22 protein-coding genes are annotated in these 25213 nt (G+C 36.5%); 4 read left to right on the top strand and 18 right to left on the bottom strand.

The genetic code is table 11. From position 1 onward, the window contains the following. Window positions 1–137: 137 nt before the first annotated feature. The 8 genes from D2K62_RS12535 to D2K62_RS12500 form a co-directional block, all read right to left on the bottom strand. Complete coding sequence (locus D2K62_RS12535) at window positions 138–383, bottom strand: type B 50S ribosomal protein L31 (protein WP_112182213.1); 246 nt, start codon at window positions 381–383, stop codon at window positions 138–140. A 167-nt stretch (window positions 384–550) separates the two neighbouring features. Beyond that, window positions 551–1834, bottom strand: coding sequence for a transcription termination factor Rho (gene rho / locus D2K62_RS12530; RefSeq protein WP_117161566.1), 1284 nt, complete (start codon window positions 1832–1834; stop codon window positions 551–553). Window positions 1835–2399: 565 nt separating this feature from the next. Continuing rightward, on the bottom strand, window positions 2400–3686 hold the full coding sequence (locus tag D2K62_RS12525; RefSeq protein WP_112182215.1) for a UDP-N-acetylglucosamine 1-carboxyvinyltransferase: 1287 nt from the start codon (window positions 3684–3686) through the stop codon (window positions 2400–2402). 238 nt (window positions 3687–3924) lie between these two features. Continuing rightward, window positions 3925–4779, bottom strand: a complete 855-nt coding sequence (fba, locus tag D2K62_RS12520; RefSeq protein ID WP_112182216.1) for a class II fructose-1,6-bisphosphate aldolase — start codon at window positions 4777–4779, stop codon at window positions 3925–3927. A gap of 224 nt (window positions 4780–5003) precedes the next feature. After that, on the bottom strand, window positions 5004–5369 hold the full coding sequence (locus tag D2K62_RS12515) for a response regulator (protein WP_112182217.1): 366 nt from the start codon (window positions 5367–5369) through the stop codon (window positions 5004–5006). Window positions 5370–5615: 246 nt separating this feature from the next. Next, window positions 5616–7223, bottom strand: coding sequence for a CTP synthase (locus D2K62_RS12510; protein WP_117161565.1), 1608 nt, complete (start codon window positions 7221–7223; stop codon window positions 5616–5618). Window positions 7224–7441: 218 nt separating this feature from the next. Continuing rightward, window positions 7442–7963 (bottom strand): DNA-directed RNA polymerase subunit delta, encoded by a 522-nt coding sequence (rpoE, locus tag D2K62_RS12505; protein ID WP_112182221.1) that lies wholly within the window; start codon window positions 7961–7963, stop codon window positions 7442–7444. A 241-nt stretch (window positions 7964–8204) separates the two neighbouring features. Continuing rightward, on the bottom strand, window positions 8205–8789 hold the full coding sequence (locus tag D2K62_RS12500; protein WP_117161564.1) for a P-loop nucleotide/nucleoside kinase family protein: 585 nt from the start codon (window positions 8787–8789) through the stop codon (window positions 8205–8207). A 147-nt stretch (window positions 8790–8936) separates the two neighbouring features. Here D2K62_RS12500 and D2K62_RS12495 point away from each other — a divergent pair, with 147 nt between their 5' ends. Then, window positions 8937–10127: a phospholipase D-like domain-containing protein gene (locus D2K62_RS12495; RefSeq protein WP_117161563.1), complete on the top strand. Its 1191-nt coding sequence runs from the start codon at window positions 8937–8939 to the stop codon at window positions 10125–10127. Between the two features lie 22 nt (window positions 10128–10149). Here D2K62_RS12495 and D2K62_RS12490 read toward each other — a convergent pair whose 3' ends face one another. From D2K62_RS12490 to speE, 4 genes are all read right to left on the bottom strand, one after another. Further along, a complete protein-coding gene (locus D2K62_RS12490; protein WP_117149583.1) occupies window positions 10150–10935 on the bottom strand; it encodes a GNAT family N-acetyltransferase in 786 nt (261 codons plus the stop codon). Window positions 10936–11428: 493 nt separating this feature from the next. Then, complete coding sequence (gene argS, locus D2K62_RS12485) at window positions 11429–13099, bottom strand: arginine--tRNA ligase (RefSeq protein ID WP_117161562.1); 1671 nt, start codon at window positions 13097–13099, stop codon at window positions 11429–11431. Next, window positions 13099–13533, bottom strand: coding sequence for a YwiB family protein (locus tag D2K62_RS12480; protein ID WP_112182226.1), 435 nt, complete (start codon window positions 13531–13533; stop codon window positions 13099–13101). The genes argS and D2K62_RS12480 overlap by 1 nt, the downstream gene beginning before the upstream one ends. Before the next feature lie 664 nt (window positions 13534–14197). After that, window positions 14198–15028: a spermidine synthase gene (gene speE / locus D2K62_RS12475; RefSeq protein WP_117161561.1), complete on the bottom strand. Its 831-nt coding sequence runs from the start codon at window positions 15026–15028 to the stop codon at window positions 14198–14200. Between the two features lie 211 nt (window positions 15029–15239). Here speE and D2K62_RS12470 point away from each other — a divergent pair, with 211 nt between their 5' ends. Beyond that, a complete protein-coding gene (locus D2K62_RS12470; RefSeq protein ID WP_117161560.1) occupies window positions 15240–17237 on the top strand; it encodes a transglycosylase domain-containing protein in 1998 nt (665 codons plus the stop codon). Between the two features lie 691 nt (window positions 17238–17928). Here the strand turns inward: D2K62_RS12470 and D2K62_RS12465 are convergent. Then, the gene (locus D2K62_RS12465; protein ID WP_117149580.1) at window positions 17929–18453 is read right to left on the bottom strand and encodes a YwhD family protein; all 525 of its coding nucleotides are present in this window, start codon (window positions 18451–18453) and stop codon (window positions 17929–17931) included. Between the two features lie 139 nt (window positions 18454–18592). On the opposite strand from D2K62_RS12465, the gene D2K62_RS12460 reads away from it, so the two are divergent. Next, window positions 18593–18775, top strand: coding sequence for a 2-hydroxymuconate tautomerase (locus D2K62_RS12460; protein WP_112182230.1), 183 nt, complete (start codon window positions 18593–18595; stop codon window positions 18773–18775). Between the two features lie 47 nt (window positions 18776–18822). Here D2K62_RS12460 and D2K62_RS12455 read toward each other — a convergent pair whose 3' ends face one another. The 4 genes from D2K62_RS12455 to D2K62_RS12440 all read right to left on the bottom strand — a co-directional run bounded on the left by D2K62_RS12455 (window position 18823) and on the right by D2K62_RS12440 (window position 22800). Next, complete coding sequence (locus D2K62_RS12455) at window positions 18823–19893, bottom strand: ABC transporter permease subunit (protein ID WP_112182231.1); 1071 nt, start codon at window positions 19891–19893, stop codon at window positions 18823–18825. Continuing rightward, entirely contained in the window at window positions 19890–20810 is a 921-nt protein-coding gene (locus D2K62_RS12450; RefSeq protein WP_112182232.1) for an ABC transporter permease subunit, read from the bottom strand. The genes D2K62_RS12455 and D2K62_RS12450 overlap by 4 nt, the downstream gene beginning before the upstream one ends. Before the next feature lie 141 nt (window positions 20811–20951). After that, window positions 20952–21443: a YwgA family protein gene (locus tag D2K62_RS12445; RefSeq protein ID WP_112182233.1), complete on the bottom strand. Its 492-nt coding sequence runs from the start codon at window positions 21441–21443 to the stop codon at window positions 20952–20954. Between the two features lie 52 nt (window positions 21444–21495). Further along, window positions 21496–22800, bottom strand: a complete 1305-nt coding sequence (locus tag D2K62_RS12440) for an HD domain-containing protein (protein WP_112182234.1) — start codon at window positions 22798–22800, stop codon at window positions 21496–21498. Window positions 22801–22942: 142 nt separating this feature from the next. On the opposite strand from D2K62_RS12440, the gene D2K62_RS12435 reads away from it, so the two are divergent. Continuing rightward, complete coding sequence (locus tag D2K62_RS12435) at window positions 22943–23785, top strand: lipoate--protein ligase family protein (RefSeq protein ID WP_112182235.1); 843 nt, start codon at window positions 22943–22945, stop codon at window positions 23783–23785. A gap of 330 nt (window positions 23786–24115) precedes the next feature. Here the strand turns inward: D2K62_RS12435 and menC are convergent, their stop codons facing one another. Then, window positions 24116–25201 carry an o-succinylbenzoate synthase gene (gene menC, locus D2K62_RS12430; RefSeq protein ID WP_112182769.1) on the bottom strand — a complete coding sequence of 362 codons (1086 nt, stop codon included), beginning with the start codon at window positions 25199–25201 and terminating at the stop codon, window positions 24116–24118. Window positions 25202–25213 lie beyond the last annotated feature (12 nt).

Raw genomic sequence — 25213 nt, 5'->3', positions numbered from 1 at the left:
ATTTTTACACACTATTTAAAAAGAAAAAAACAGGCAAAAGAAGATAATTCGCCTGTTTTCTCGTCAACATTAGTTAAGATAAGCCACCCTTCAAAATGAAGAATGGCTTCTTACTCTAACTAGCACAATGAAGTGACTTAGTTAAGCTTATATTTTTTCTTAAAGCGATCTACACGGCCGCCAGCTTTATCTGCTTTTTGTTTACCAGTATAGAAAGGATGAGAATCTGAACTTACCTCTACACGGATTAACGGGTATGTGTTACCGTCTTCCCATTCGATTGTCTCGTCGGAAGATTTCGTTGATCCACTAAGAAATTTGTAATCAGAACTTGTATCAAGAAATACAACTTTTTTGTATTCTGGATGAATGCCCTCTTTCATATTGTTCCACTCCTTCTGCCCTGAATCCCTTAGAAACAGAGTTATTATTTAGCTATATTACACAATTTTAAAAACTGTTAATATACATATTTTTTTAGAACTCACACTGAAAGATTATAACAGTCTGATTTGCCGTTTGCAATAGCTAGTTTTATTTTTTACTAGGATTACTTCTTCATCGTTCCTTTTCGTTTCATTTCTGTCTCTAACTGCTCGTAAAACTCTAAGTTTGTTTTGGTTGAACGAATCTTTCGTAAGAAGCGATCTAAGAAATCAGATGAGTCCTGCATCGATTTACGCACAGCCCATAGTATATCCAGTTGCGCTTGTGGTAATAACAGTTCCTCTTTTCTTGTACCAGAAGGCAAAATATCAATCGCCGGGAAGATACGGCGTTGTGCCAATGATCTATCTAGATGTAGTTCCATATTACCAGTACCTTTGAATTCTTCATAAATAACATCATCCATCCGTGAACCTGTTTCGACTAAAGCAGTTGCTAAGATAGTGAAACTACCACCTTCTTCAATATTACGTGCAGCACCGAAGAATCGTTTCGGTCTATGAAATGCAGCTGGATCAATACCACCTGATAAGGTACGACCGCTTGGAGGAATAACTAGGTTATATGCCCTAGCTAAGCGCGTGATACTATCCATTAAGATAATGACATCCTTTTTATGCTCAACAAGACGCATTGCCCGCTCTAAAACAAGTTCAGATACTTTAATATGATTTTCAGGAACTTCATCAAAGGTCGAACTTACAACATCCACATTAGGATGAACGGAACGCTCAATATCTGTAACTTCTTCTGGACGTTCGTCAACTAATAAAATTATCAGTTTAGCATCCGGATGATTTTTCGTTATACTATTCGCAATTTGAGTTAATAACATCGTTTTACCAGCTTTTGGTGGTGCAACAATAAGTCCACGCTGCCCAAACCCTACAGGCGTTATTAAATCCATAATTCGCGTTGATATTGCTTTTTCATCGGTCTCTAAATTCATTAAACGATTCGGATATAAAGCAGTAAGCGCCGGAAAATGGACCCTTTCTTTTGCCATTTCAGGATTTTCTCCGTTTACAGCATCAACATGTAACAATCCATAATAACGTTCATTTTCTTTTGGTGGTCGTACCTTACCAGAAACTTTATCACCGTTTCGTAAGTCAAATCGACGTATTTGAGATGCTGAGATATAAATATCTTCTGCACTTGGAGAATAATTAATTGGTCGTAGAAAACCAAATCCTTCTGATGGAATTATTTCTAACACACCATCCATGAATAAATATCCACCTTTTTCAGCTTGTGCCTTCAAAATTGCGAATATTAATTCTTTTTTTGTTAATTTGGCATAGTAAGATACTTTAAACTCTTTTGCCTGAGTATAAAGGTCTTTCAATGTCATGGTCTCTAATTGAGAAATAGTTACTTCGTTCACACAATCACCACACCTATTTAATTATTTAAACACACAACATGGCCATCTTAATTATAAATAAACAAGCATGTCCATCCTGTAATCTATTCAACTGTAAAAAATTATTCCTTTATTATATAGAAGCTACTTAATTCTTTGGATACTTCTTGTATTTGAAGTCTGCTAAGTTGTGTAAATATCCTGCTGTGAAATATGTATGCAGCGTAGAAAGCATCTGGTTTTTTACACATTTATTCAAGAAGTTAGGCGAAGGAATTCATTGTTATATCTAGCTAGTAGACCGTCTTTATGGGAGTAAAAAATAGATTCAACTCTTAAAGATAGAATAGAAGTTTGTTCATTGCTACAAAGGATACCCTTTTCTTAAATACTTAAACCTCTTATATCGTACCTTTTTATTATAGATTATTCAATCTATAATTTTATTTTAGCACAAGTTGACTAGATTATTGCAAAAAAATAAAATTAAGAAGCGTTTTTGAGGTAGTAATATTAAGAGGATTTGGAAAAAAATACAGGAAGCATATTTTAGTTACTAGCTTCCTGTTTACTCTTTTCATTGTATTTATGAGTTTTGAAATTGTTCAATTTCACTATCTGTCATCTCTTCACGCCAAATAATCGCGCCTAATTTAGTCAGTTTCTCTGTTAACTCTTCATAACCACGATCAATATGTTCTAATCCTGTTATTTCTGTTATACCATTCGCCATCAAACCTGCGACAATTAGGGCTGCACCAGCGCGAAGGTCACTAGCCTTCACTTTTGCTCCTTCTAATTGAACAGGACCTGAAACAATTGCTGAACTTCCTTCAACTTTTATCTGTGCATTCATTCTACGGAGCTCATCTATGTGTTTAAAACGCGCTTGATAAATTGTATCCGTTACAACACCTGTTCCAGTTGAACTCGTTAACAACGATGTAAAAGGTTGCTGTAAATCGGTAGGAAAGCCTGGATGTACCAGAGTTTTGATATCAACACTCTTTAGGTCTTTTGATCGAGTGATCAGTAACTGTTCTTCCCCTTCTTCAATTTGAACACCCATTTCACGAAGTTTAGCGAGTAATGGCTCTAAGTGTTGTGGAATAACATTATCAATCAACACTTTCTCCCCCTGTGCTGCCGCCATAATGGTATAGGTTCCTGCTTCTATTCGATCAGGAATAATAGTATGCATACAACCCGTTAGAGAATCCACACCTTCAATTCGAATAACATCTGTTCCTGCACCTTTAATTCTTGCACCCATACTAGTAAGCAATGTAGCCACATCGATAATTTCTGGTTCGCGTGCTGCATTCTCAATAATTGTTTTCCCTTTTGCTTTTACAGCTGCTAACATTATATTGATTGTCGCACCTACACTAACAACATCAAGGTAAATGCGTGCACCTTTTAGTTCATCAGCACGTAAATAGATTGCGCCCTGTTCATTTGTAACTTTTGCTCCAAGTGCTTCAAACCCTTTAATATGCTGATCAATTGGGCGTGGTCCAATATGACAGCCACCTGGTAAGCCAATTACTGCTTTCTTAAAACGTCCTAACATAGCGCCCATAAAATAATAGGAAGCTCTTAGTTTTTTTACTTTTCCGTTCGGTAATGGCATGGATGTCATATTCGAAGGATCAATATGTACAGTCTGTCCATGCCACGATACTTCTCCACCAATTTCTTCTAATAACTCGCCTAATATACCGACGTCAGAGATTTTCGGCAAACCCTCAATAATAACTTTAGAATCAGCTAAAATAGCTGCTGGCAACAATGCCACCGCACTATTTTTCGCACCACTGATCCGCACTTTTCCATTGAGAGGAGTACCGCCCTGCACATATAGTTTTTGCATTTTTGCATTCCTCGCTTTATCTATTGTTTATATAAATAATGATTGTATTCTTCTTATCGTACACATTTTCCCCGAAAACATGCATAATTTTTACTAACACAATTCCTATTATACTAACAATTGGGCTATCTATCCACCCTATCCAGATATTTTATTAAAAAGGTATGCGAGAGTGAAGGTTATATTTCTTTAATAAAACCAAAAAAACCACCCGCTTAGGATGGCTTTTTCTTCACTATTATGCTTGGTTAGATGAACCAAATTCACGCATTTTACCGATTACTGTTGCTTTAATCGCATCGCGTCCTGGTCCTAAGTATTTACGTGGGTCAATCATGTCAGGATTTGCAGCCAAAACATCACGTACTTTTTGTGTTTGTTGAATTTGATTTTCTGTGTTCACGTTAATTTTAGATGTACCATAAGAAATTGCTTTTTTGATGTCTGCTGTAGGGATACCAGTTCCACCGTGAAGTACTAGTGGTACTCCAGCAACTACGTTAATTTCTTCCATTTCTTTGAATCCTAGGTTTGGTTCACCTTCATATGCACCGTGGACAGAACCTAGAGCTGGAGCAAGACAATCAATTCCAGTACGTTCTACTAGCTCTTTACACTCCGCAGTATCAGCATACATGATGCCACCTGTAACACCGTCTTCTGTTCCACCAACAGTTCCAACTTCTGCTTCAACAGAAACACCATGGAAATGTGCAAGTTCAACCACTTTAGAAGTTAACGCAACATTTTCTTCAAATGGATGGTGAGAAGCATCAATCATAACTGATGTGAAACCAGCATGGATTGCTTTAGCACATGACTCAAATGTTTGACCGTGGTCTAAGTGGATCGCAACTGGTACTGTTGTTCCTTGAGCTTTCATTGTCGCATCAACCATTGCAACAACAACACTGTAACCACCCATGTATTTTCCAGCGCCTTCAGAAACCCCTAGAATAACTGGAGATTTTTCATCTTCAGCAGCTTGTAAGATAGCTTGAATATACTCCAAGTTGTTAATATTAAATTGGCCAACTGCATAACGTTTTTCATTTGCTGTGTCTAACATTTCTTTCATTGATACTAATGGCATAATTATTCCTCCTAATAAAGTTTAGTAAATATAATATTCCCTATAGCCAGTCAAATATGTTTTGATGATTGGGTACTTTATAAGAATACCAATTTCATGAAGAAGGTGCAACAAATCTTACATATGTAAACGTTTTCTATTGAATTAATTTGTCATTTATATGAAGGTTATCATTTTATAACCCATTTTTTTAATTATATTGAAAAAATATCCATTAAATATACCTATGTTTTAGTTAATAATCGATTAATATGAAATCTTGCATCTTCTATATTAAATGGTTTTGAGAAAACTTCTTTTACAGATGAAAAATCTTTTGTTTTATTCTTTGCTTGCTCCGCTAAACCACTCATCATTATTGTCGGAATATATTTTCCACTTTCCTCTAGTTTTTCGATAACAGTGGCACCATCAATTATCGGTAAACGAAAATCAATTACTATTAAATCTGGTGGTGCTTGTTCCACAAAATCTAATGCTTGTTGACCATTTGCACAACTAATAGCCTTATAACCCTCACCTTTTACTATTTCTTCTAATAATAATCGTATTCCTAGTTGATCATCTACGATCAAAACTGTTCGCGTCATCGTAATCCACCTCTCTATCTAGTATCACAATTTACATCATAGTATAATAAAAATGAAAAAAACAGGCTAACTAAAATAACCATTATATACTATATATTTCTATGCCTCTGATATTATTCCTGCTTTTTAAACTTAATTTGTATAATCATTGTATAAAGATACCATTTTTTCTTTGTATTCTCTACTTATTCTATATGTATACTACTAAAAAAAGTCGACATGGTTAAACCATGTCGACTTTCCATATTACTGATTTTGTTGCGCTACTGAAGCTCCAATGAATCCATAAAACAAACGTTGTGGACGAGTCGGACGAGATTTAAATTCCGGATGGAACTGCGATGCTATAAACCATGGATGATCTGCAAGCTCGATCGTTTCAATAAGTTTACCATCTGGGCTTGTACCGGAAAAGATAAATCCTTTTTCCTCCATTTTTTCTCTGTACTCATTATTAAATTCAAAACGGTGGCGATGACGCTCATAAATAACATCTTCATTTTCGTATGCCTCTCTCGTTTTTGTACCCTCTTTTAAGCGACATGGATAGACACCTAATCGAAGTGTTCCACCCATATCAGAAACATCTTTTTGTTCTGGTAATAAATCGATAATAGGGTAAGGCGTATTTGGATCAATTTCGGCAGAATGCGCACCATCGAATCCAAGTACATTACGTGCAAATTCAACTGTCGCTAACTGCATACCTAAGCAAATTCCTAAAAACGGTATCTTAGATTCCCTAGCATAACGAATTGCCTCAATTTTACCTTCAATCCCACGATCACCAAATCCTCCTGGGACTAGAATACCATCGACATCAGAAAGTAATTCCGCTGCATTTTCAGCATGTAAACCTTCAGAATCAATCCATCGAACGCAAACATCGGAATCATAGCTATAGCCTGCATGTTTTAATGCCTCAACTACAGAGATATACGCATCTGGTAATTCAACATACTTTCCTACTAATCCAATTGTAACTGTTTTTGATAAGTTTCTAACCTTTTCGGCTAAGTCATTCCATTCGGTCATGTCTGCTGGTGGACAATCTAAACCAAAATGGTCACATGTAATTTGGTCAAGATGCTGTGCTTGTAAAGCTAATGGCACATGATAAAGTGTCTCAGCGTCAGTTGATTCAATTACAGATCCAGCATCAATATCACAGAATAGAGCGATCTTATCTTTCATATCTTGCGTGATCTTCATTTCTGTACGAAGAATAATGACATCTGGTTGAATTCCCAAAGAGCGCAATTCTTTTACACTATGCTGCGTTGGTTTTGTTTTTAATTCACCAGCTGCTTTGATGTATGGCACTAATGTTGTATGGATGTACATGACATTTTCTTTTCCAATATCACTTTTTATTTGACGGATAGCTTCCAAAAACGGTAAGGATTCGATATCTCCAACAGTACCTCCAATTTCGGTAATAACAACATCAGCATTTGTTTGTTTACCAGATTGAAAAACCTTTTCCTTAATTTCATTCGTAATATGTGGAATTACTTGTACCGTACCACCTAGATAATCCCCGCGACGTTCTTTTTTTATAACAGTAGAATAAATCTTACCAGTGGTTACGTTGCTATATTTATTTAAATTAATGTCAATAAAACGTTCATAGTGACCTAAATCCAGATCTGTCTCTGCACCGTCTTCTGTAACAAAAACTTCTCCGTGCTGATAAGGACTCATTGTTCCTGGATCAACATTAATATACGGATCAAATTTCTGAATCGTTACACTTAATCCTCTATTTTTTAATAAACGTCCTAATGAAGCTGCCGCAATACCTTTTCCTATTGACGACACAACACCACCTGTAACAAAAATATATTTAGTCACCTTACATCCCTCTTCCTTTTTGGTTAATGTGTGATTTTATTGGCGTTCCAATACAAAAAAATCTATTGAACAAAATAATTTATGGACATAAGTGCATAAAAAAACAAAAGCGTCCCCCTATTAATAGGGGGACGCTATTTCTATTATTTAAATAAATAATGGAGCCCGAATAAAATTGTACGCATTCCACTATCAAAAGTCAAGTGCAATTTTAGTGACTATTTCTTTTTTTTATCTTTCTCATCTTCTTCGTCACTGTCGTCGTCATCTTCTTCGTCATCATCGTCAAAGTCTACATCTATATCTTCATCGTCATCATATGATTCATCATCATCTTCATTATCACTTTCATCAAAATCTGTTTGTTCAAAATCAAGATCTATTTCTGTAAGATCCTCTTCTTCAACTACAGCTTTTTTCTTCTTGGCAGCAGCTTTCTTTTTCTTCTTTTTCTTAGGTACTGCTGTAATTTCTTCTTCAATTTTTTCCATAGGATACCAATCTCTTAGCCCCCATAGACCAGATCCAATTGTTAAAAATCGGCCATCAACATTTAAGTCTGTATAAAATTGTGCATAATATTCCTTTTTCATTACATCATTAAAACCTTTTAATTCAATAACCTGATCATAAATCTCCTGATAAGGCATCGCTTTATTCTCTTTTTTTAATACCATTGTTGCTAAATTAACCATTGATAGCTCTTGTAATTCTTCGCGGCTATATTTATCGAAGCTCACCGTCAAAGCACTCCCTTTTATCATATTATTTTCTGTTTATATGTTAGCAAACGCATCAGCATCTATTAAACATTTTTTCGAATGGCATGATGATACTCTTTTATAAGCAGACTCTTCTTCTTCAAGTAAAACATGAATCTGAATTGTCTCCAATACATTATATTGGTATGAAAATCAAAATGCAATATTTACCGCCATTCCTTTTTTAAAAGAGAGGGAATTTCGATCAACTCACTTCCAACTAGCTTATAAAATCGACTACTTTCTTAACTTTAGCTTCTGTTAAGGTTCCAGAATTATCAAATATGTGAATGTTTTCAGTAGGAATTGCCCAGTTAATTGTTGGGACAAAGTCTACTCGTGTTTCATAACTATCCCAATTATCAAGCTTCCATGTATCACGAATGGTACCTCGTTCTTCAATACGAGCGCGCTGCGTCTCTATATCCCCTAGTGTGACTACGACGACCTTAACATCTACTTCTGCAAAGGTTTTGCCACTTTTAGTTAAAACATCTTCTATCCATTGCTTATTTTTTAACTCTGCTGTAAACGGTGAAATCATAAAGACATTCTGACCAGCAGCTAGATTATCTATACATATATCCATTGTTGTATCATATTCTAGATCTCTTAAATTCTCTTTATAAAATGCAGAATCACGATCATTTTTATCCATTCTTTGCATATCCAAAAAACGTTCGACAAAACGTCCACCAACCGTATCACGATCAAGAAATGCATTTGGTACAAATGATGCAACTTCTTTCGCAACCGTTGTTTTTCCGGTGCCTGCTACTCCCACAAAAAATATAAGCTTTTGCATAAATTTATCATCCCTTCACATTTTAAATCAACTACTTTTTATGGTAACGCATACTTCCTAAAAAAGCATGTACTTTTTCTAGATCAGCAAATGATTTTTGCTTTTTTGGGAAAGATAACTCCTACGAATCAATAAGGGGGACATAAAATGTCTAGTATCATCATTGGGGCATTCATTTTACTCATTCTACTATGGGTTGACTTTCAAATAGGAAAAAGACACTTTCAAAAAAAGGCTCCCAAAGTTACTTTCCCATTAGAACCTACTAAATATGAGCTAATTACAAGAGGAGATATATTTTTTAAAGAATTATTTAAAGATGTGAAACAAGCGAAAACACGCATTTCTATCTCCTTTTTCACTGTCCGAAATGATCAAATTAGTAAAGATATGTTTAAACTGCTAAAGGAAAAAGCCGAGACTGGTGTGACAGTTAAATTAAATGTGGACTGGTTTGGATCTATTACCTTAAAAAGAAAGCTAATAAAAGACTTGCGAGCTAGCGGTGTACATGTGCGTAAAAGTAATCCACCTTCTTTTCCATTCTTCTTTTATCGCCTTAACAGAAGAAATCATCGAAAAATAACGATAATCGATGATAACATTAGTTATCTTGGTGGCTTTAACGTTGGTAAAGAATATCTAGGTGCTGACCCAAAGTTAGGTGATTGGCGTGATTATCATATAAAACTAGTTGATAAACAAATGGCCTTGCTATTGCAAAATATTTTCGACTATGACTGGGAGATAGAAAATAAACCAGCTCTAAAGAGGAATCCGACTAAACCGTTAAAAGGAAATACAAGCTTTACTATTCACATAACAGAAGCTGGACAACTAGAAGACTTGCTAGTGAAATGGTTACAGCAGGCAAAACACTCCATTAGCATTGGTTCTCCCTACTTTATTCCAAGTAAACGAGTCTTCGATTGCTTATTACAAGCATGTGAGAAAGGTATAAATGTAACCGTACTTATTCCCGCAAAAGCGGACCATCCGCTAGTTAAACCAACTGCTTTCCCTTACTATCGTAAATTACTAGCGGCAGGAGGGTCAGTCCATTTTTACAACAATGGATTTTATCATGCAAAAATTAGTTTAATTGACGATAACTGGGCTGATCTTGGAACTGCAAATTTTGATAAGCGTAGCCTTTTTTTAAACCAAGAGATTAACCTTAAAATGTCTGGTGACAAAGAAATGATTGCTCCAATCAAAGACGCTTTCTTAAAAGATCTTAAATCTAGTTTTCCTGCTACAGAAGGTTATTTAAATAACCAATCCATCAAAGCAAAAATTTCTGGTTGGATTGGCAAATTAGTTGAAGGCCTTTTGTAAAAACATCAGACTCGAAGTGCGACTAGCGATACATCATCCAATATCCTATATCCTGAAATCCAAGACGCTTATAGATTTTTCCGGCATCTGGATTATCATAAAATAAACATAGTTGTTTCCCTTCAGCCAATAAATCCTGACAGAGCCTTGTTAAACAAGCTGTCGCAAGTCCTTGTTGTTTATAGCTTGGATCCGTTGCAACAGCTACTATCATTGCTGAACTACTATTTTCCGCAGCTGTAGAAGCAGAAGAAACCATTTTATTGCTTCGCTCAATATAATAGCCGCGCGTTACACCTTTGTCGAGATTTCGACGCTTGGCTTCAGGATCATATACTAGTTCATCAAACTCCGGCACCCGAATCAAAAATCCACCTAATTCGTCGATTTCGTTATATGTTATCTCCTTAACCTCTGATGTATCCATTTTTGATAAAGATGCATCATTGGTGCATTTCGCATAATATAGCTCCCGTTTAATTTTATATGTAATTTGTAAATGTGGCTCGATTTGGGCCGTTATTTCTTTCAATCCAGAAAGCAGCGGAGCATTTTGATCTGCATTAATAATATCCGCAAATCCTTTTGCATCAAAGGCTCCTTGTGCATATGGAATGTAATTTTTTTCATATTTTAATAAAACAGCTCGCAACTGGTTATATTCGTCAAAGTCTCCCCATACTTTCTGAAAATCTTGCGCATAACCGAAGGCTTCAATATCTCCAATAATAAATAAATTTTCTGCTGGTTTTTGTTGAATTAATGCTTGTGTAACAGCATCATCTTGTTCAGTCAATTGTCGAATCATCGCGTTCCCACCTCGTTTTGTTAATCAGTACTAATATATTACCACAACTTTCTTGAAAATTTTCCTTTATGTTGATAGAAATGAGCTACTATTCTGTTTCAGCTGAATTAATGCGTGCTCCGACGGATTATGACTGCCTTCCGCTGAATTAATGCGTGCTCCGGCGGATTATTGTGGGCTTCCGCCGAATTAATGCGTGCTCCGACGGATTATGACTGCCTTCCGCCGAATTAATGCGTGCTCCGACGGATTATGACTGCCTTCCGCTGAATTAGCGCGCGCTCCGTCGGATTATTACGGGCTTCCGCTGAATTATTGCGCGCTCCGTCGGATTATGCCTGCCTTCCGCTGAATTAATGCGTGCTCCGTCGGATTATGCCTGCCTTCCGCTGAATTAGCGCGCGCTCCGACGGATTATAGGTTAAAAAATGCCTTATATAAAAAAAGAAGATCCAGTCCATCTTCAAATGGACTGGATCTTCTTTTATGAAAATTACATGCTTTCTGGGGCTTTTACGCCAATTAACTGTAAACCATTTGCAATCGTGTATTTTACAGATTTCATTAAAGCCAATCTTGCTTTTGTACGCTCTGGATTCTCAGCATCTAAAACTTTTTCAGCATTATAGAAGCTATGCAAGGCTGACGCAACATCAAAGATATATTGTGTTAGACGATGTGGTGTTCTATTTTCAGCTGCATCGATAATTACTTGTGGAAATTCACCAATGCGCTTCAATAAATCTTCTTCTTTTTCAGAAACTAACAAGCTAGCATCAATGTTTTCATCTGTAAGGAAACCCTTTTCTTCTGCTTGACGAAGCATTGCACAGATTCTTGCATGCGCGTATTGGACATAAAAAACCGGGTTATCATTTGATTCAGATTTAGCTAAATCCATATCAAAGTCTAAATGTGAATCGCTTGAGCGCATAACGAAGAAATAACGCATTGCATCGACGCCTACTTCTTCCATCAATTCACGCAATGTTACAGCCTTTCCTGTTCGCTTACTCATTTTGACTTTCTCACCATTTTCAAATAGGTTAACCATTTGGATAATCTCTACTTCAAGCGTTTCTGATTCATAACCTAATGCCTGGATAGCAGCGCGCATTCTTGGAATATAACCATGATGATCAGCACCCCAAATATTAATTAATGTTTTAAAACCACGCTCTAATTTATTATTATGGTAAGCGATATCTGGTGTTAAATACGTGTACGTTCCATCATTTTTAATAAGTACACGGTCTTTATCGTCACCAAAATCAGTAGTACGGAACCAAGTTGCACCGTCCTCTTCAAAAGTGTGTCCCTTATCCTTTAGTAAAGCTAAAGTAGGAGCTATTTTACCATCATCATAAAGAGATGTTTCTGAGAACCATTGGTCAAAGTTCACTCGGAATTCTGATAAATCTTTTTCCAGTTTTTTAATCTCATATTTCAAGCCATATTCTTTGAAAAATTCTAATCGTTCTTCTTCCGGTTTATTAGCCCACTCATCTTTATAAGCATCAACTAATTCCTCGCCAAGCGCAATAATATCTTTACCATGGTAACCATCTTCAGGCATCGCCGTGTCTTTTCCTAGCGCTTGCATATATCTTGCTTGAACAGATTTAGCAAGGTTATTTATTTGGTTACCAGCATCATTAATATAATATTCACGTTCGACATCATAACCAGCCGCATCAAGAATATTACAAAGTGAATCACCTACTGAAGCGCCACGCGCATGCCCAAGGTGTAAGTCCCCTGTTGGGTTTGCTGACACAAATTCAACTTGGACTTTATAGCCTAACGCCGCTTCTGATCGTCCGTAATTGTCGCCCTCTTTTAATATAACTGGGATTAGACGCGTTAAATACGTATTATCCATGAAAATATTAATGAATCCTGGTCCAGCAATTTCTACTTTCATAATCGAAGCTTCCATTGTATCTAATGCAGCTACAATTTCATCTGCAATCTGTTTCGGTGCTTTCTTAGCAATTCGTGCTAGCTGCATGGCGATGTTTGTTGCGTAGTCTCCATGTCCTTTGTCTTTTGGTTGTTCCAGTACAATAGCAGGCAATTCTGCTTCTGTTGCTAATTCTGCTTTAAGTACAGCTTGTTTAATCTCTGTTTTTAATCTTTCTTGCATTTCTTGCATAATATTCATTACGAAACCTCCTTGAAAGTCAATGTTAATCGGTGTCTTCGCTCACCTTCACCATTTATTTTTGTGGTATAACTAATAAACAGTTTTCCTGAACGCGCTCCATTTGGTTGCTGAAAAGTAATTTGATCTGTGTGGGTTTCCATATGTATCGTACCAAATTCATGGTGATAGATATTTTCCGTACGTTGTTTCATCTTAAATTGTTGGTGCATCGTCACAGCGCCTGTTCGCTTGATACTAACTTTATCATCTGTAATGGTAATAAATGCATCGACGTCAGCTTGTTCTTCTTGATGCTCCGTGAAGCGAATTGCCGCAATCGCACCCTTTTGAATAAATGAGCCTGTCTCTTCGACGACCGTTCTTGTCTTATCACTAAGCTCACGAATTTCTGTAACTAACTTAATTGTAACAGGGATTTGTTCACTTTCCATTGTATCACCCTCACTAACTAGATAACCTTAAGTATAAGAAGGTTTTCAATTAAACTCAACCCTCTTTTTATTTAGACCTTTTTGTAAACTTTAATTTTTTAAAAGATTGTTGAGATAAATCGATAAACTCTGTAATGATCCCGCTTTGGATATACACTACGCTTTCCGCAGGCACGTCTTCAGCTAACTTCGTATAGCAAAAAGCGTTTTACGAAGTGGATCTTCAGATCGCGTTGTTCCTGCAGGAGTCTTCGTGTATTTCCGTCGATAGTCGAACAGATTTATCAGAGGTATTAGACCAACAATAACAGACTTTTATACTTTCTTAAGAAAAACCATACAAAACGAAGGAAAAACGCGAGACTCCTATGGTAAAGGAACAGTCTGAAGACCCCGCAGTGAGCGTTTTTTGGACCTGCGATTACTCGGCCATCGAAAACATTTGCTCGCGAGGAGGCTGAAGCGTTCTCCATGGAAAGCGAGTGTTTTTCCGCAGTGGCAGAATAAAACTGCACTTATAAAGAATAGAACAAATTCTCGATAATGTTAAGTCGGCATATATATCTTTCACTAATCTCTAAAAGAAACAAGATTTACGAAAAGGGTCTTACAAATGGAATAGAAGCACTTCTACTGATATAGAAGCGCTACAAATTTTATTCCTTTATTTTTCTGTTAAATCTTTAACGAATTTCGGTAAAGCAAAACTAGCTTTATGGATTTCTTCTGTATAATATTTAGTCTCTATCTCATGGAAACGTTCAGGCTTTACTTCTAATGGATTGTACTGTTTACTTCCAATTGTAAACGTCCATAAACCACTTGGATACGTAGGAATGTTAGCCGTATATAATTTAGTAATCGGAAAAATCTCTTCGACGTCATGGTAAACTTGCTTAATTAAATCTGCCTTAAACCAAGGATTATCTGATTGCGCGACGAAAATACCGTCTGACTTTAATGCTTTAGATATTCCAGCATAAAATCCTTTTGAAAACAGATTAACAGCTAGGCCTACTGGTTCAGTTGAATCTACCATAATGACATCATACATTGCTTCACTTTCAGCGATATGCATAAAACCATCAATTACCTTTACTTCCACACGCGGATCATCTAACTTACCAGCTATTCCCGGTAAAAATTTCTTTGAATACTCAATTACTTTACCATCAATTTCAACTAAAATCGCTTTTTCAACGGACGGGTGTTTTAAAATTTCACGAATGACACCACCATCGCCTCCACCTACTACTAAAACATGTTTCGGATTTGGATGCGTGAACAACGGAACATGCGTAATCATCTCATGATAAACAAATTCATCTTTCTCTGTTGTCATAACCATTCCATCTAATACAAGCATATTTCCCCATTCGTTTGTTTCTATCATATCTAACTGTTGAAAATCTGTTTTCTCCGTATGTAATGTCTGTTTAACCTTTGCTGAAATACTGAAATCCTTTGTTTGTTTCTCTGTATACCATAAATCCATATGTCTATCTCCTTTGGCTTTTAAATCTATATTACAACTACTTATTTAATGTTTCAAACAAACTAATTTTAGAGAGTTTAATAAAAAAAGCAAGTGTTTTCTTTTTTTTCATAAAATTTGTCGAATATATACGTTTATTTATGGATAGTTTTCACCATAATGATACTACTATCCAGAGCGATATTGGCTGTATAAAGGAGTTTTAACAAAAATGAAGAAGTTATTCAAACATAAATTCAAAAAGTTAGGTGACAGACCCCCTCGCTGGATTGTAAGAAGTTTTTATATTGGATCGCTTTCGATCATTATTTTCGCATTGTCCATTTACATATATGCGCTCGTTCTGGGAGCGCCTCCTTTAACGACCATTCAAAACACCATTTATTACAGTCAAGACGGAACCAAAATAGGTGAAGAATTAGGTGTAGTTAATCGTTATTGGGTTGATTTAGAAGAAATTAATCCGACACTAATTGACGCAACTTTACAAGCAGAGGATCAAAATTTTCATAGTCACCACGGCTTTGATTTGAAGCGAATTCTAGCTGCAGTGTTAGTTAATATAAAAACTGGTTCAATGAAAGAAGGGGCGAGCACCATTACCCAGCAATATGCACGGAACCTCTACTTATCACATGAAAAAACATGGTCGAGAAAGATAAAAGAAGCCTTTTATACCATGCGCTTAGAAATCTTCTATAGTAAAGATGAATTGTTGGAAGGCTACCTTAATACGATTTATTATGGTCATGGTGCCTACGGAATTGAAACTGCTAGCCAATATTTCTTTGAAAAAGAAAGTAGTGACCTAACGCTTGCAGAAGCGACACTATTAGCTGGCATACCGAATAGTCCAAGCTACTATTCACCAATCAATCATTATGATCAAGCAAAAGAACGTCAGCAGCACATTCTATCTTTATTAGCTGAGGAAGAAATGATAACCGAACAAACAGCTTTTTTGACTGAAAGAGAAGATCTACAAATCAATAGTGAATTGCCAACTACTTCGGATTCAATCGCACCTTATTTCCAAGATATCGTATTAGCTGAGATGGAAGCAATATTAGAAAAAGAGTCCGACGTTATTCGTACTAGTGGGTACCATGTTTATACAACACTAGACGAAACCCATCAAGAGAAATTAGACCAAACAGCAGCTAGCCAAATTAGTGAGAGTAGTGCGTTGCAAATTGGCGGCATTGCAATGGACCCGTCAACAGGTGCTATTACAGGCTTAATAGGTGGTAAGAACTATTCAGAAAGTCCTTATAATAGAGCCGTTCAAGCAAAACGGATGGTTGGTTCTACTTTTAAACCTTTCTTATATTATAGTGCATTGACAAATGGTTATACGGCGGCCACAACATTAATGAGTAAGCCAACTACCTTTGTGTTAGCTGATGGGAGTAGTTATCAACCTAGTAACTACAATGGCTATTATGCCGATAAACCTGTCACTTTAGCGCAAGCATTGGCGGTAAGTGATAATATCTATGCGGTAAAAACGAATATTTTCTTAACACCAAAACGTCTGATTGATACAACACGTACATTTGGTATTACAAGTGAGCTTGAAGCTGTACCTTCTCTTGCTTTAGGAACTGCATCCATAAGTGTGAAAGAAATGGTAACTGCCTATAGCATGTTGGCAAATGGCGGTAACTCTTTATCACCTCACACCATTGAAAAAATAACCGATTCTAAAGGGAAGGTTGTTTATCAACGTCCAAAACAAGTGAAAGAACAAGTGCTTGATCCACAGCAAACTTTTATCTTAAATCAATTAATGACAGGTATGTTCAACCCTTCTTTAAATGGTTATATGCATGTCACAGGAGAATCAATCGTAGATCAATTACATCATACGTATGCAGGAAAGTCAGGTACCACCGAGACTGACAGTTGGATGATTGGTTATAGCCCACAACTAGTTATGGGGGTTTGGACAGGCTATGACGATAACAGGACGATTGATAAAACAATCGAACAACAGGCTGCCAAGCAAATATGGGCCGATTTTATGGAAGGTGTTCATACGAACCTACCTGTTGAAAATTTTGAGGTACCTGCTGGTATTGTCGCGGCATATATTGATCCTACTATTGGCGAATTAGCTACTCCATACTGTGAAAACAAACAGCTTATGTATTTCGTTGAGGGAACAGTTCCAGAACATTATTGCTCTGTTCATCGGCCAGAAGGATAAATTAATATATACGAATTCAACTTTCTCATTTAAAAATAAGCGCTAATCATTGGCCGTGTTGCGTTTGGATTATATTTGTTCTATTATGTGACATTCCTTAAACAGATCTGATTTCTGTCAATGACAGAATTTATATAGACTCTTTCGTAACTGCCATGTTGATTTCCGCTTCAGGCCGTCGCTTTCCGCGGGCAAATGTTTTCGGTGGGGCGAGTAATCGCAGTCCCAAGTCTTCAGCTAACTCCGTAAAGCACAAATCGCTTTACGGAGTGGATCTTCAGATCTTGCTTTTAAAGTCTGTACAGCGACGGAAGCGAATAGGTTACACTTTATTTGGAAAAGTACATGCTCTTCCAATAAGAGTATCGAAAATTTCACTTAATACGCTTGTTTATTATATTGCAATATAAGAAGGAGGGCGTAAAATAATTACAAGTCGAAAAGATTAGCTATCAAGCGAAGGAAGAAATGGCTTGAGACTCCTGTGGGAACAGCACAAACCGAAGATCCTCTATGGAAGCGATTTTTGCTTCTATAGATAGCTGAGGTTGTGCCCACGGAAAGGGAAAGCCTTTTCTGACGCAGCGAGGACTAAGCATAAACTCTAACTACGACAGAGTTTATGTCAAGTTCGTCAGTTGCGTACGAAGAAAAAGGATTCTGCTCTCTGCAGAATCCTTTTTTGTGCGTGCTATTGTGCTGGGAGTGCATCTTTTAATTCATCCGGTGCATTTTCCCACATTTTCGGATCAAATTCACGTAAAAAATCAGCTAATAATTTCTTCGATGCATCATCCATATGTTCTACTATATAGTAGCCTTTCATGGACTTATCCATATGTGTAACATGCTCAGGCATTGATTTGTAAGCCCGCTTGATTGATCGATCTACACGAACTTCACTACCTGCAACACCATGGTAATATGGACCATTCTCGCCTCGTTCAACGGTTACCCAGACAATCCAATATAAAAGGCCGTTTGGCACTTCATCTTTGTTTGGTAGAAATTTCACGCGTCGCTCGATTTCACTTCTGGCATGCATCGCACCCATATCAACAAAAGCACGGCTTTCATTTGGATCAATAATTACTGGTGATATATTTTCCAAACTAACTGAACCAACACCATAACCACCATGACCTGCTGTCGAATCGTCTTTCATTATTGTAAAAGCATTACTTTTCTTTTGCTTTGATCCATCTTCATTAGACATAATTAAAATCCTCCTACATGACTTCTCTTATATGGTGTTATTGTAGCATATTGCGTAACCATTTTTCATCTTGCAAACCTCAGAAATGAATTCACATCCTAATTTAAGTATAATGGTGATAGAAAAGGAGTGAATTATTATGCCATACGTTACAGTAAAAATGTTAGAGGGCCGAACAGACGACCAAAAGAAAGCACTCATAGAAAAGGTTACAGAGGCAGTTAGTGAAACAACTGGAGCTTCCAAAGAGAAAGTCGTTGTATTTATTGAAGATATTGATAAAAGTCAATATGGTGTCGGTGGTAAACGTCTGATAGATTAATGAATAGAAAACCCTAGTAACGTAACCATACGTAACTAGGGTTTTCTTTATAAGAAATGAAAGTCTTCTGGTTTCACTGTTACTTCTTTAACAGAGCTTTCCTTTGGTTTACTCTTCCGATGAAATAAACTTCTTATCGATCTTGAACCTTTTATTCCCACACCAATTCTTCTCTGCTGTACCTCTTGGATGCCTTCTACAATAAGCTGCATAGAAATAATCACGATTATAAATGCAAGAAAGACAGGTACAACAATCCAATAATAACCAGTCATAAACGCTTCCCTTGTATTACTAATGAGCCCAGACCATTCATATGTGACAGAATGTGGTGGTGATTTGTGAAATTCATCATACATGACACTTGTTCCACCTAAGAATAAACCAAATAAACCTAAATGAATGAGTAGGACTAATACTTGAATAAACTGTTGGCCAAAGATCAGCCCTAATCTGGCACTTAAATGTGGCATCACATGTTTCTTAATAATTTGTCGATTAGATGCACCTAAAACCCTCGCCCCAGTGATAAACTCCTTTTCTAGAATTAAACGCATTTCATTTCCTATTAAAACGGTAAGAAGCGGCACAACTAGAATGGTCAAGATAAGTCCTTGTACAAGAATACGTTCCGTGAAACTATATTCAAATCCCGTTGTTGACCCCATTATAAAAGGTGATAATAATACAAGTGCAAGAACAGTTAACGGCAAGTAGTGAAAGCTGTCTACTACTTTTTCAAACATCTTTCTCCACTTATTGCTCAGTAAAAACACATATGGAATTGCAAATAGAAATCCAACTAACATACGCAATAAAGCAATCCCACTAGCAAAAAGGATCGTATATTTCGCTCCTGTAATTAATTGATCCATAATACTATATCCAAGCAGATCACTGCCCATCGGCACATATTTGGAAGGTGGATGCGGTTTAGAACTTACTAGACCACCATCTTCATCATAAACCAATACATACTGTCGAACGGGTTCTTCTTGGATAATCGAGTGGACCACGCTGACGACTAGCATTCCAAAGATGATCAGGAAGCCAATGAGGAACTTGGGGTTTTTAAAATGCGCTCCTAGTCCTTTTAGCAATTGATAGCCAAATTTCATTTTCGAACCCCCAATTGTTTAAACGTTTGCCAATGGTTTGTTCGTCTTATTGGAGCTACCGGATGTGAATCATATGATTCGTTAAAAATGAATATCTCGACGCCTTGGTAAAGGATAAATAATGGTGTGAAAACCAACCATAGAACGACAGCAAGGATAATCGAACGAAAGTCTGTCATCACAAAACTAGAGATTCCATTAATATTAAACATGTATTCAATAACAAATAAACTGGATAACGTTGTCCAAACAATAATTTTTGACTGGTAGAAAACACTCTTCATAATATTACGCAGCACATGTTTCACTAAAATATAACTTTGCCTAATCCCTTTACTTCGAGCCAATTCAATATATTCTTTTGTCAGCTCTTCTTCCATCAATAAGATAAGGATTCGATAGAGGGAGACCATTGGCAAAAAAGATAAAACCACAACAGGTGCTAAAAAGATACGTTCATCGCCTAATGTAACAAAACGCATCAGTAAAATATCAGTGTGTTGAAAAATCGTAACAACACCTAACTGTAACAAAAAAGCCACCATCAAATCTGGAATAGATTCCATAAATCCTAGTAAGCGTTTAATAGATTGCATCAGTATTTTCGGTAAAAACATCGTTACGATACCTAATATAAATGCAACAAAAAAACCTAGAATAATAGCTCCAACAAATAATTTTATCGAATATAGATAAGGATTCCATATCATTGAAAAAACGGATAACTCCCGATCTAAGTAAAAATATGTCCAGCTATCTGGTTGACCTAATGCTTTTACAAGCGAGATAACTTGATCTATATATGGAGATAGGTTCAATAGGTCTGAAGGTTGAAATAATATAGGTGCACTACTAACGAGAATGATGCCAATTAATCCTGCTATGTAATATAGAAAAAAACGTACGATCCTGTGCAATTTTACAACTCCTTTCCAATTACTATTTTTATTATAATGAAAATTCTAAAAATTAACAACAAATCTATGAACAGTAAAAAGCACAGCATTGGTTGCTGTGCTTTTCTGTTTAACGTACTAAAAGTTTTTTTGCTAAAGCGTTTATTGCAATTCATTAATAAACGTCCAAGCTTCATCGATATCGGCTGGTGTGTAATTTGAACTTTTCTTCACGACTTGCACTTTTTCTTCCACTTCTGTTTTGGTTAACTCGCTAAAATAAAGCATCGTAGACACAAGTTCCAAAAAACGCGAACTTTTTTCTTTCATCTTTACTATTTTATCTTCAAATGATGGAAGGTTTACTTCGGATTGTTCAAGAAAGTCTTCTCCATCTGCTGTCATTGTATAACGATATTGATAATAATTGCTCTTTTTTTCCTTCTGTTCTGCAATAAAACCTAAGTTACATAACTCTTCCATTCTCAAAGATAATTCTTCTGAATAAGGTCCGTAAAAATGAAATTCAAATTTTTCTTCAAAAGGGACCTCACACTGTTTTAAGATATAAATCATCTTCTGTAATTTTTTTCGGCCAACAATTTCGCCGGAAGTCATGAAAAACTTCATCAGTTTAGCATGATTTGCTAACATACAAACATCTCCTATTCCAAACTTAGTAAAAATTATTCCAGACCTGTATCCCTTATTCTTTACGCAAGCCTAGTAAAACTTCTATTCTTGCCTTTTTCGGGTTATCATCAGGTAATGTTTGAACAAAATCCAACGGAAAATACAACTTATGATCTGTTCTCTTTTTCCCTGAAATTGATTCAACAATGTCAGATTGCCTTGATAATTCTTCTAACGATTTATTCGGCATTAATAAGTTAATTGGTAATCGCTCGCCCTCTTCGCCAGGACGATAAAAATCATATGGTAAATCAGAGGATGAATCGACAACAAGATAATATGCTGGATCTATTCCTACTTCTGTAAATAAACGTGTTAATTCTATCGATTCTTTCATTTGTAAATTAGGATTAAATTCAATATATTTAAACAAATTACGATTCATAAAACGACGACATAAATCTTTTAAAATAGGATCGGTTTCCTCCTGCCACATTTGAAAGTAATAAAGAACAATTGATTCATCCAATCGCAAATAATCTTTCACTGTTACCTTTCCTGCAAAAATAGATAGGAAATGTGTTGGTTCTAAGGAAAAGGCGTAATCCGCTTGATATAAATCTTTTGCACGATGTAGAATTTTTGATAAAATGACTTCTGCACTTCTACTAACCGGATGGAAATAAACTTGCCAATACATTTGATAGCGACTCATAATATAGTCCTCTACTGCATGCATACCAGAAGCTTTAATCACGACCTGATCTTCAAGAGGACGCATGACACGTAAAATACGTTCCATATCAAAATGACCATAACTAACACCAGTAAAATAGGCATCTCGTTGTAAATAATCCATTCGATCAGCATCAATCTGACTTGAAATCATACTAACCACTAATTGATCTTCATACGTCTTATTAATGACATCTGCCACTTTTTGTGGGAAATCTACATCAACTTTACGTAATATCTGATTAATTTCTGTATTTCCTAAAATTATTTTTTTTGTAAAGTCTTCGTGATCTAATTTAAAAACCTTTTCAAAAGAATGAGAAAATGGGCCATGACCTAGATCGTGCAATAATGCAGCACATAGACTGAGAAGACGCTCGTCTTTATTCCAATTAGGTCTTCCTTCAAAATTAAACAATATTCGCCGAACAATTTCATATACACCTAAGGAATGATTGAAACGACTATGTTCTGCTCCGTGAAAGGTGACATAAGCTGTACCTAACTGTTTAATTCGACGTAAACGCTGAAATTCAGCAGTTCCAATAAGATCCCATATCACACGATCTTTCACGTGAACATAGCGATGAACAGGGTCTTTAAAAACTTTTTCTTCATATAATTGTTCGTCCTTATAAGCCATATTCTATTCCTTTCCTCTACCTTTTTGTCTGCACAATTTATTATTTCATTATATAATAGTTTTGGTTATTCTAAAAGAGGTACTAGCTTTAAACAAATCAAAACTATTGAAAATAATAGCTACATACGAAGGAGCACAACACATGATAGATTGGAAAACTTTTTTTACTGGAAAAACATATCGACTAATTGACCACAGTGATCCTAGCGTAACGGAAAAGGCAATGGATTCATTTGCTTATGATGATGCAATCGCTCTGTCTGTTAGTAAACATACAGCACCACACACGATTCGATTATGGGTACACGACAAAACGGTCGTCTTGGGAATTTCAGATGCTCGCTTACCTTATATGGAGGAAGCTGTGCGCTGGTTGCAAAGTCAAGGTTACCAAACGGTTGTCCGAAACTCTGGGGGATTAGCCGTCGTACTTGATTCAGGTGTACTTAATATATCACTCTTACTTTCTGGCGGAAATACAGTAGGCATTCATCAAGGATACGATATCATGGTCGCATTCATTCAAGATTTATTAACAGATTACACAGATGAAATTAAAGCATTTGAGGTTGTTGGATCCTATTGTCCGGGGGAATATGATTTAAGTATCAATGGCAAAAAATTTGCTGGCATTTCTCAACGACGAGTTCGTGACGGAATAGCTGTTCAAATTTATCTTTCAGTAGAAGGTGACGGACAAGAACGAGCAGAATTAATTCGACATTTTTACAATCTTGGCTTAAGAGGGGAAACATCGAAATTCACTTATCCAACCGTAAAACCTGATACCATGCGTTCCTTATCCGAACTAATTGGCGAGCAGATTACAGTCGATCAAGTAAAAGATAAACTTACACATCTATTGGATAATTTGACTTCAGAAAGTGATCAAACTGATTTAACGGACGAAGAAAGTATCGAATATAAAAAAAGAAAACAACATATGATTGATAGAAATCAAAAAGCACTCGGTGATTTAGCTTAACGAGTGCTTTTTGACTATGTTTGATGAAGTCTTCCGACGGATTATGGCGTCTTTCCGCCGAATTATTGCGTGACTCCGACGGATTAGTGCGGACTTCCGCTGAATTAAGGCGTGCTCCGACGGATTATGGCGGACTTCCGCTGAATTATTGCGCACTCCGCCGAATTAGTGCGGACTCCGACGGATTATGGCGCCCTTCCGCTGAATTAATGCATGCTTCCGCCGAATTACTGCGTGACTCCGACGGATTAGTGCGGACTCCCGCTGAATTAGTGCGGCTTCCGCCGAATTAATGCATGCTCCGACGGATTAGTGCGGACTTCCGCTTGATTAGTCCGTGCTATTTTTATTGATAACTATTTTTTCTACTGTAAAGTGCTTTAGCGCGTCTCTGTCAACTTCGTATCCAATTCCTGATTTATTTGGTATCTGAACTTGGCCATTTTTCACATGCACAGCTGGTGCAATAATATCGCGATGCCAATAGTTCTCTGATGCTGCTGTGTCTCCTGGCAATGTGAATTGTCCTAAACTCGCCACCGCAAGACTATGCGCTCTTCCAACACCTGCTTCAAGCATGCCACCACACCAAAGACTCACATTATGTTCTGTTGCATACTTTTCTATTTCTTTAACAGCCTGAATTCCACCTACACGACTCATTTTCACATTAATAATTTGACAGCTACCAAGTGCTACTGCAGTTTTCACATCACTATATGTATGAATACTTTCATCCAAGCAAATTGGTGTCTGTAATTGTTTTTGTAAAGATGCATGTTCAACAAAATCATCATTCGCTAATGGTTGCTCAATCATTTGTAAATTAAATTGATCTAACTGTTTTAAAATTTTTAAATCGGATAATTTATAGGCAGAATTCGCATCTACCATTAAATCAATCGCAGGAAACACTCGTCTCACTTCTCGAACAAGTTCCACATCATTACCAGGCTTAACTTTTAACTTAACTCGCTTGTATCCAAAAGCAAGCTTGTCATCAATCACTTTTAAAAGTTGATTCGTAGATGTCTGAAGGCCAATACTAACACCAACATCGATTACTTGTTTAGTTCCACCAATTAGCTGATATAAAGGTCGATTCATCTTTTTCGCAAACAAATCCCAAACAGCGCTCTCTACAGCCGCTTTTGCCATGTTATTACGACGAACCTTTTGAAAACGTTCCGCAACCTCCTCTGGATGAGAAATTGGCGATGCTACTACCAAAGGAACTAAAAATCTTTCTATCACATGTCGATTTGTTTCCGTTGTTTCTTCTGTATACCAGGGAGTTGTAAATGCTTCTGTTTCACCAAAACCACTAATTCCATCTTCATCAATAACTTCTATGATATAAAAGTCCTTATGCTCCACACGCCCAAAACTTGTCACAAACGGGTATTTATATTCCATTATCAGGTGATG

This window comes from Paraliobacillus sp. X-1268 (assembly GCF_003426095.1).
GTDB lineage: Bacteria > Bacillota > Bacilli > Bacillales > Amphibacillaceae > Paraliobacillus_A > Paraliobacillus_A zengyii.
The sequence above is the reverse complement of the archived record's forward strand: the minus strand, read 5'-3'. Positions and strand labels throughout refer to the sequence as shown.

What these genes read in the sequence shown, in the direction of transcription:
- D2K62_RS12535 (WP_112182213.1), bottom strand. Translation starts at nt 383, where the DNA reads ATGAAAGAGGGCATTCATCCAGAATACAAAAAAGTTGTATTTCTTGAT.
- D2K62_RS12525 (WP_112182215.1), bottom strand. Translation starts at nt 3,686, where the DNA reads ATGCAAAAACTATATGTGCAGGGCGGTACTCCTCTCAATGGAAAAGTG.
- fba (WP_112182216.1), bottom strand. Translation starts at nt 4,779, where the DNA reads ATGCCATTAGTATCAATGAAAGAAATGTTAGACACAGCAAATGAAAAA.
- D2K62_RS12515 (WP_112182217.1), bottom strand. Translation starts at nt 5,369, where the DNA reads ATGACGCGAACAGTTTTGATCGTAGATGATCAACTAGGAATACGATTA.
- D2K62_RS12500 (WP_117161564.1), bottom strand. Translation starts at nt 8,789, where the DNA reads ATGCAAAAGCTTATATTTTTTGTGGGAGTAGCAGGCACCGGAAAAACA.
- D2K62_RS12495 (WP_117161563.1), top strand. Translation starts at nt 8,937, where the DNA reads ATGTCTAGTATCATCATTGGGGCATTCATTTTACTCATTCTACTATGG.
- D2K62_RS12490 (WP_117149583.1), bottom strand. Translation starts at nt 10,935, where the DNA reads ATGATTCGACAATTGACTGAACAAGATGATGCTGTTACACAAGCATTA.
- argS (WP_117161562.1), bottom strand. Translation starts at nt 13,099, where the DNA reads ATGAATATTATGCAAGAAATGCAAGAAAGATTAAAAACAGAGATTAAA.
- D2K62_RS12480 (WP_112182226.1), bottom strand. Translation starts at nt 13,533, where the DNA reads ATGGAAAGTGAACAAATCCCTGTTACAATTAAGTTAGTTACAGAAATT.
- speE (WP_117161561.1), bottom strand. Translation starts at nt 15,028, where the DNA reads ATGGATTTATGGTATACAGAGAAACAAACAAAGGATTTCAGTATTTCA.
- D2K62_RS12470 (WP_117161560.1), top strand. Translation starts at nt 15,240, where the DNA reads ATGAAGAAGTTATTCAAACATAAATTCAAAAAGTTAGGTGACAGACCC.
- D2K62_RS12465 (WP_117149580.1), bottom strand. Translation starts at nt 18,453, where the DNA reads ATGTCTAATGAAGATGGATCAAAGCAAAAGAAAAGTAATGCTTTTACA.
- D2K62_RS12460 (WP_112182230.1), top strand. Translation starts at nt 18,593, where the DNA reads ATGCCATACGTTACAGTAAAAATGTTAGAGGGCCGAACAGACGACCAA.
- D2K62_RS12455 (WP_112182231.1), bottom strand. Translation starts at nt 19,893, where the DNA reads ATGAAATTTGGCTATCAATTGCTAAAAGGACTAGGAGCGCATTTTAAA.
- D2K62_RS12445 (WP_112182233.1), bottom strand. Translation starts at nt 21,443, where the DNA reads ATGTTAGCAAATCATGCTAAACTGATGAAGTTTTTCATGACTTCCGGC.
- D2K62_RS12440 (WP_112182234.1), bottom strand. Translation starts at nt 22,800, where the DNA reads ATGGCTTATAAGGACGAACAATTATATGAAGAAAAAGTTTTTAAAGAC.
- D2K62_RS12435 (WP_112182235.1), top strand. Translation starts at nt 22,943, where the DNA reads ATGATAGATTGGAAAACTTTTTTTACTGGAAAAACATATCGACTAATT.
- menC (WP_112182769.1), bottom strand. Translation starts at nt 25,201, where the DNA reads ATGGAATATAAATACCCGTTTGTGACAAGTTTTGGGCGTGTGGAGCAT.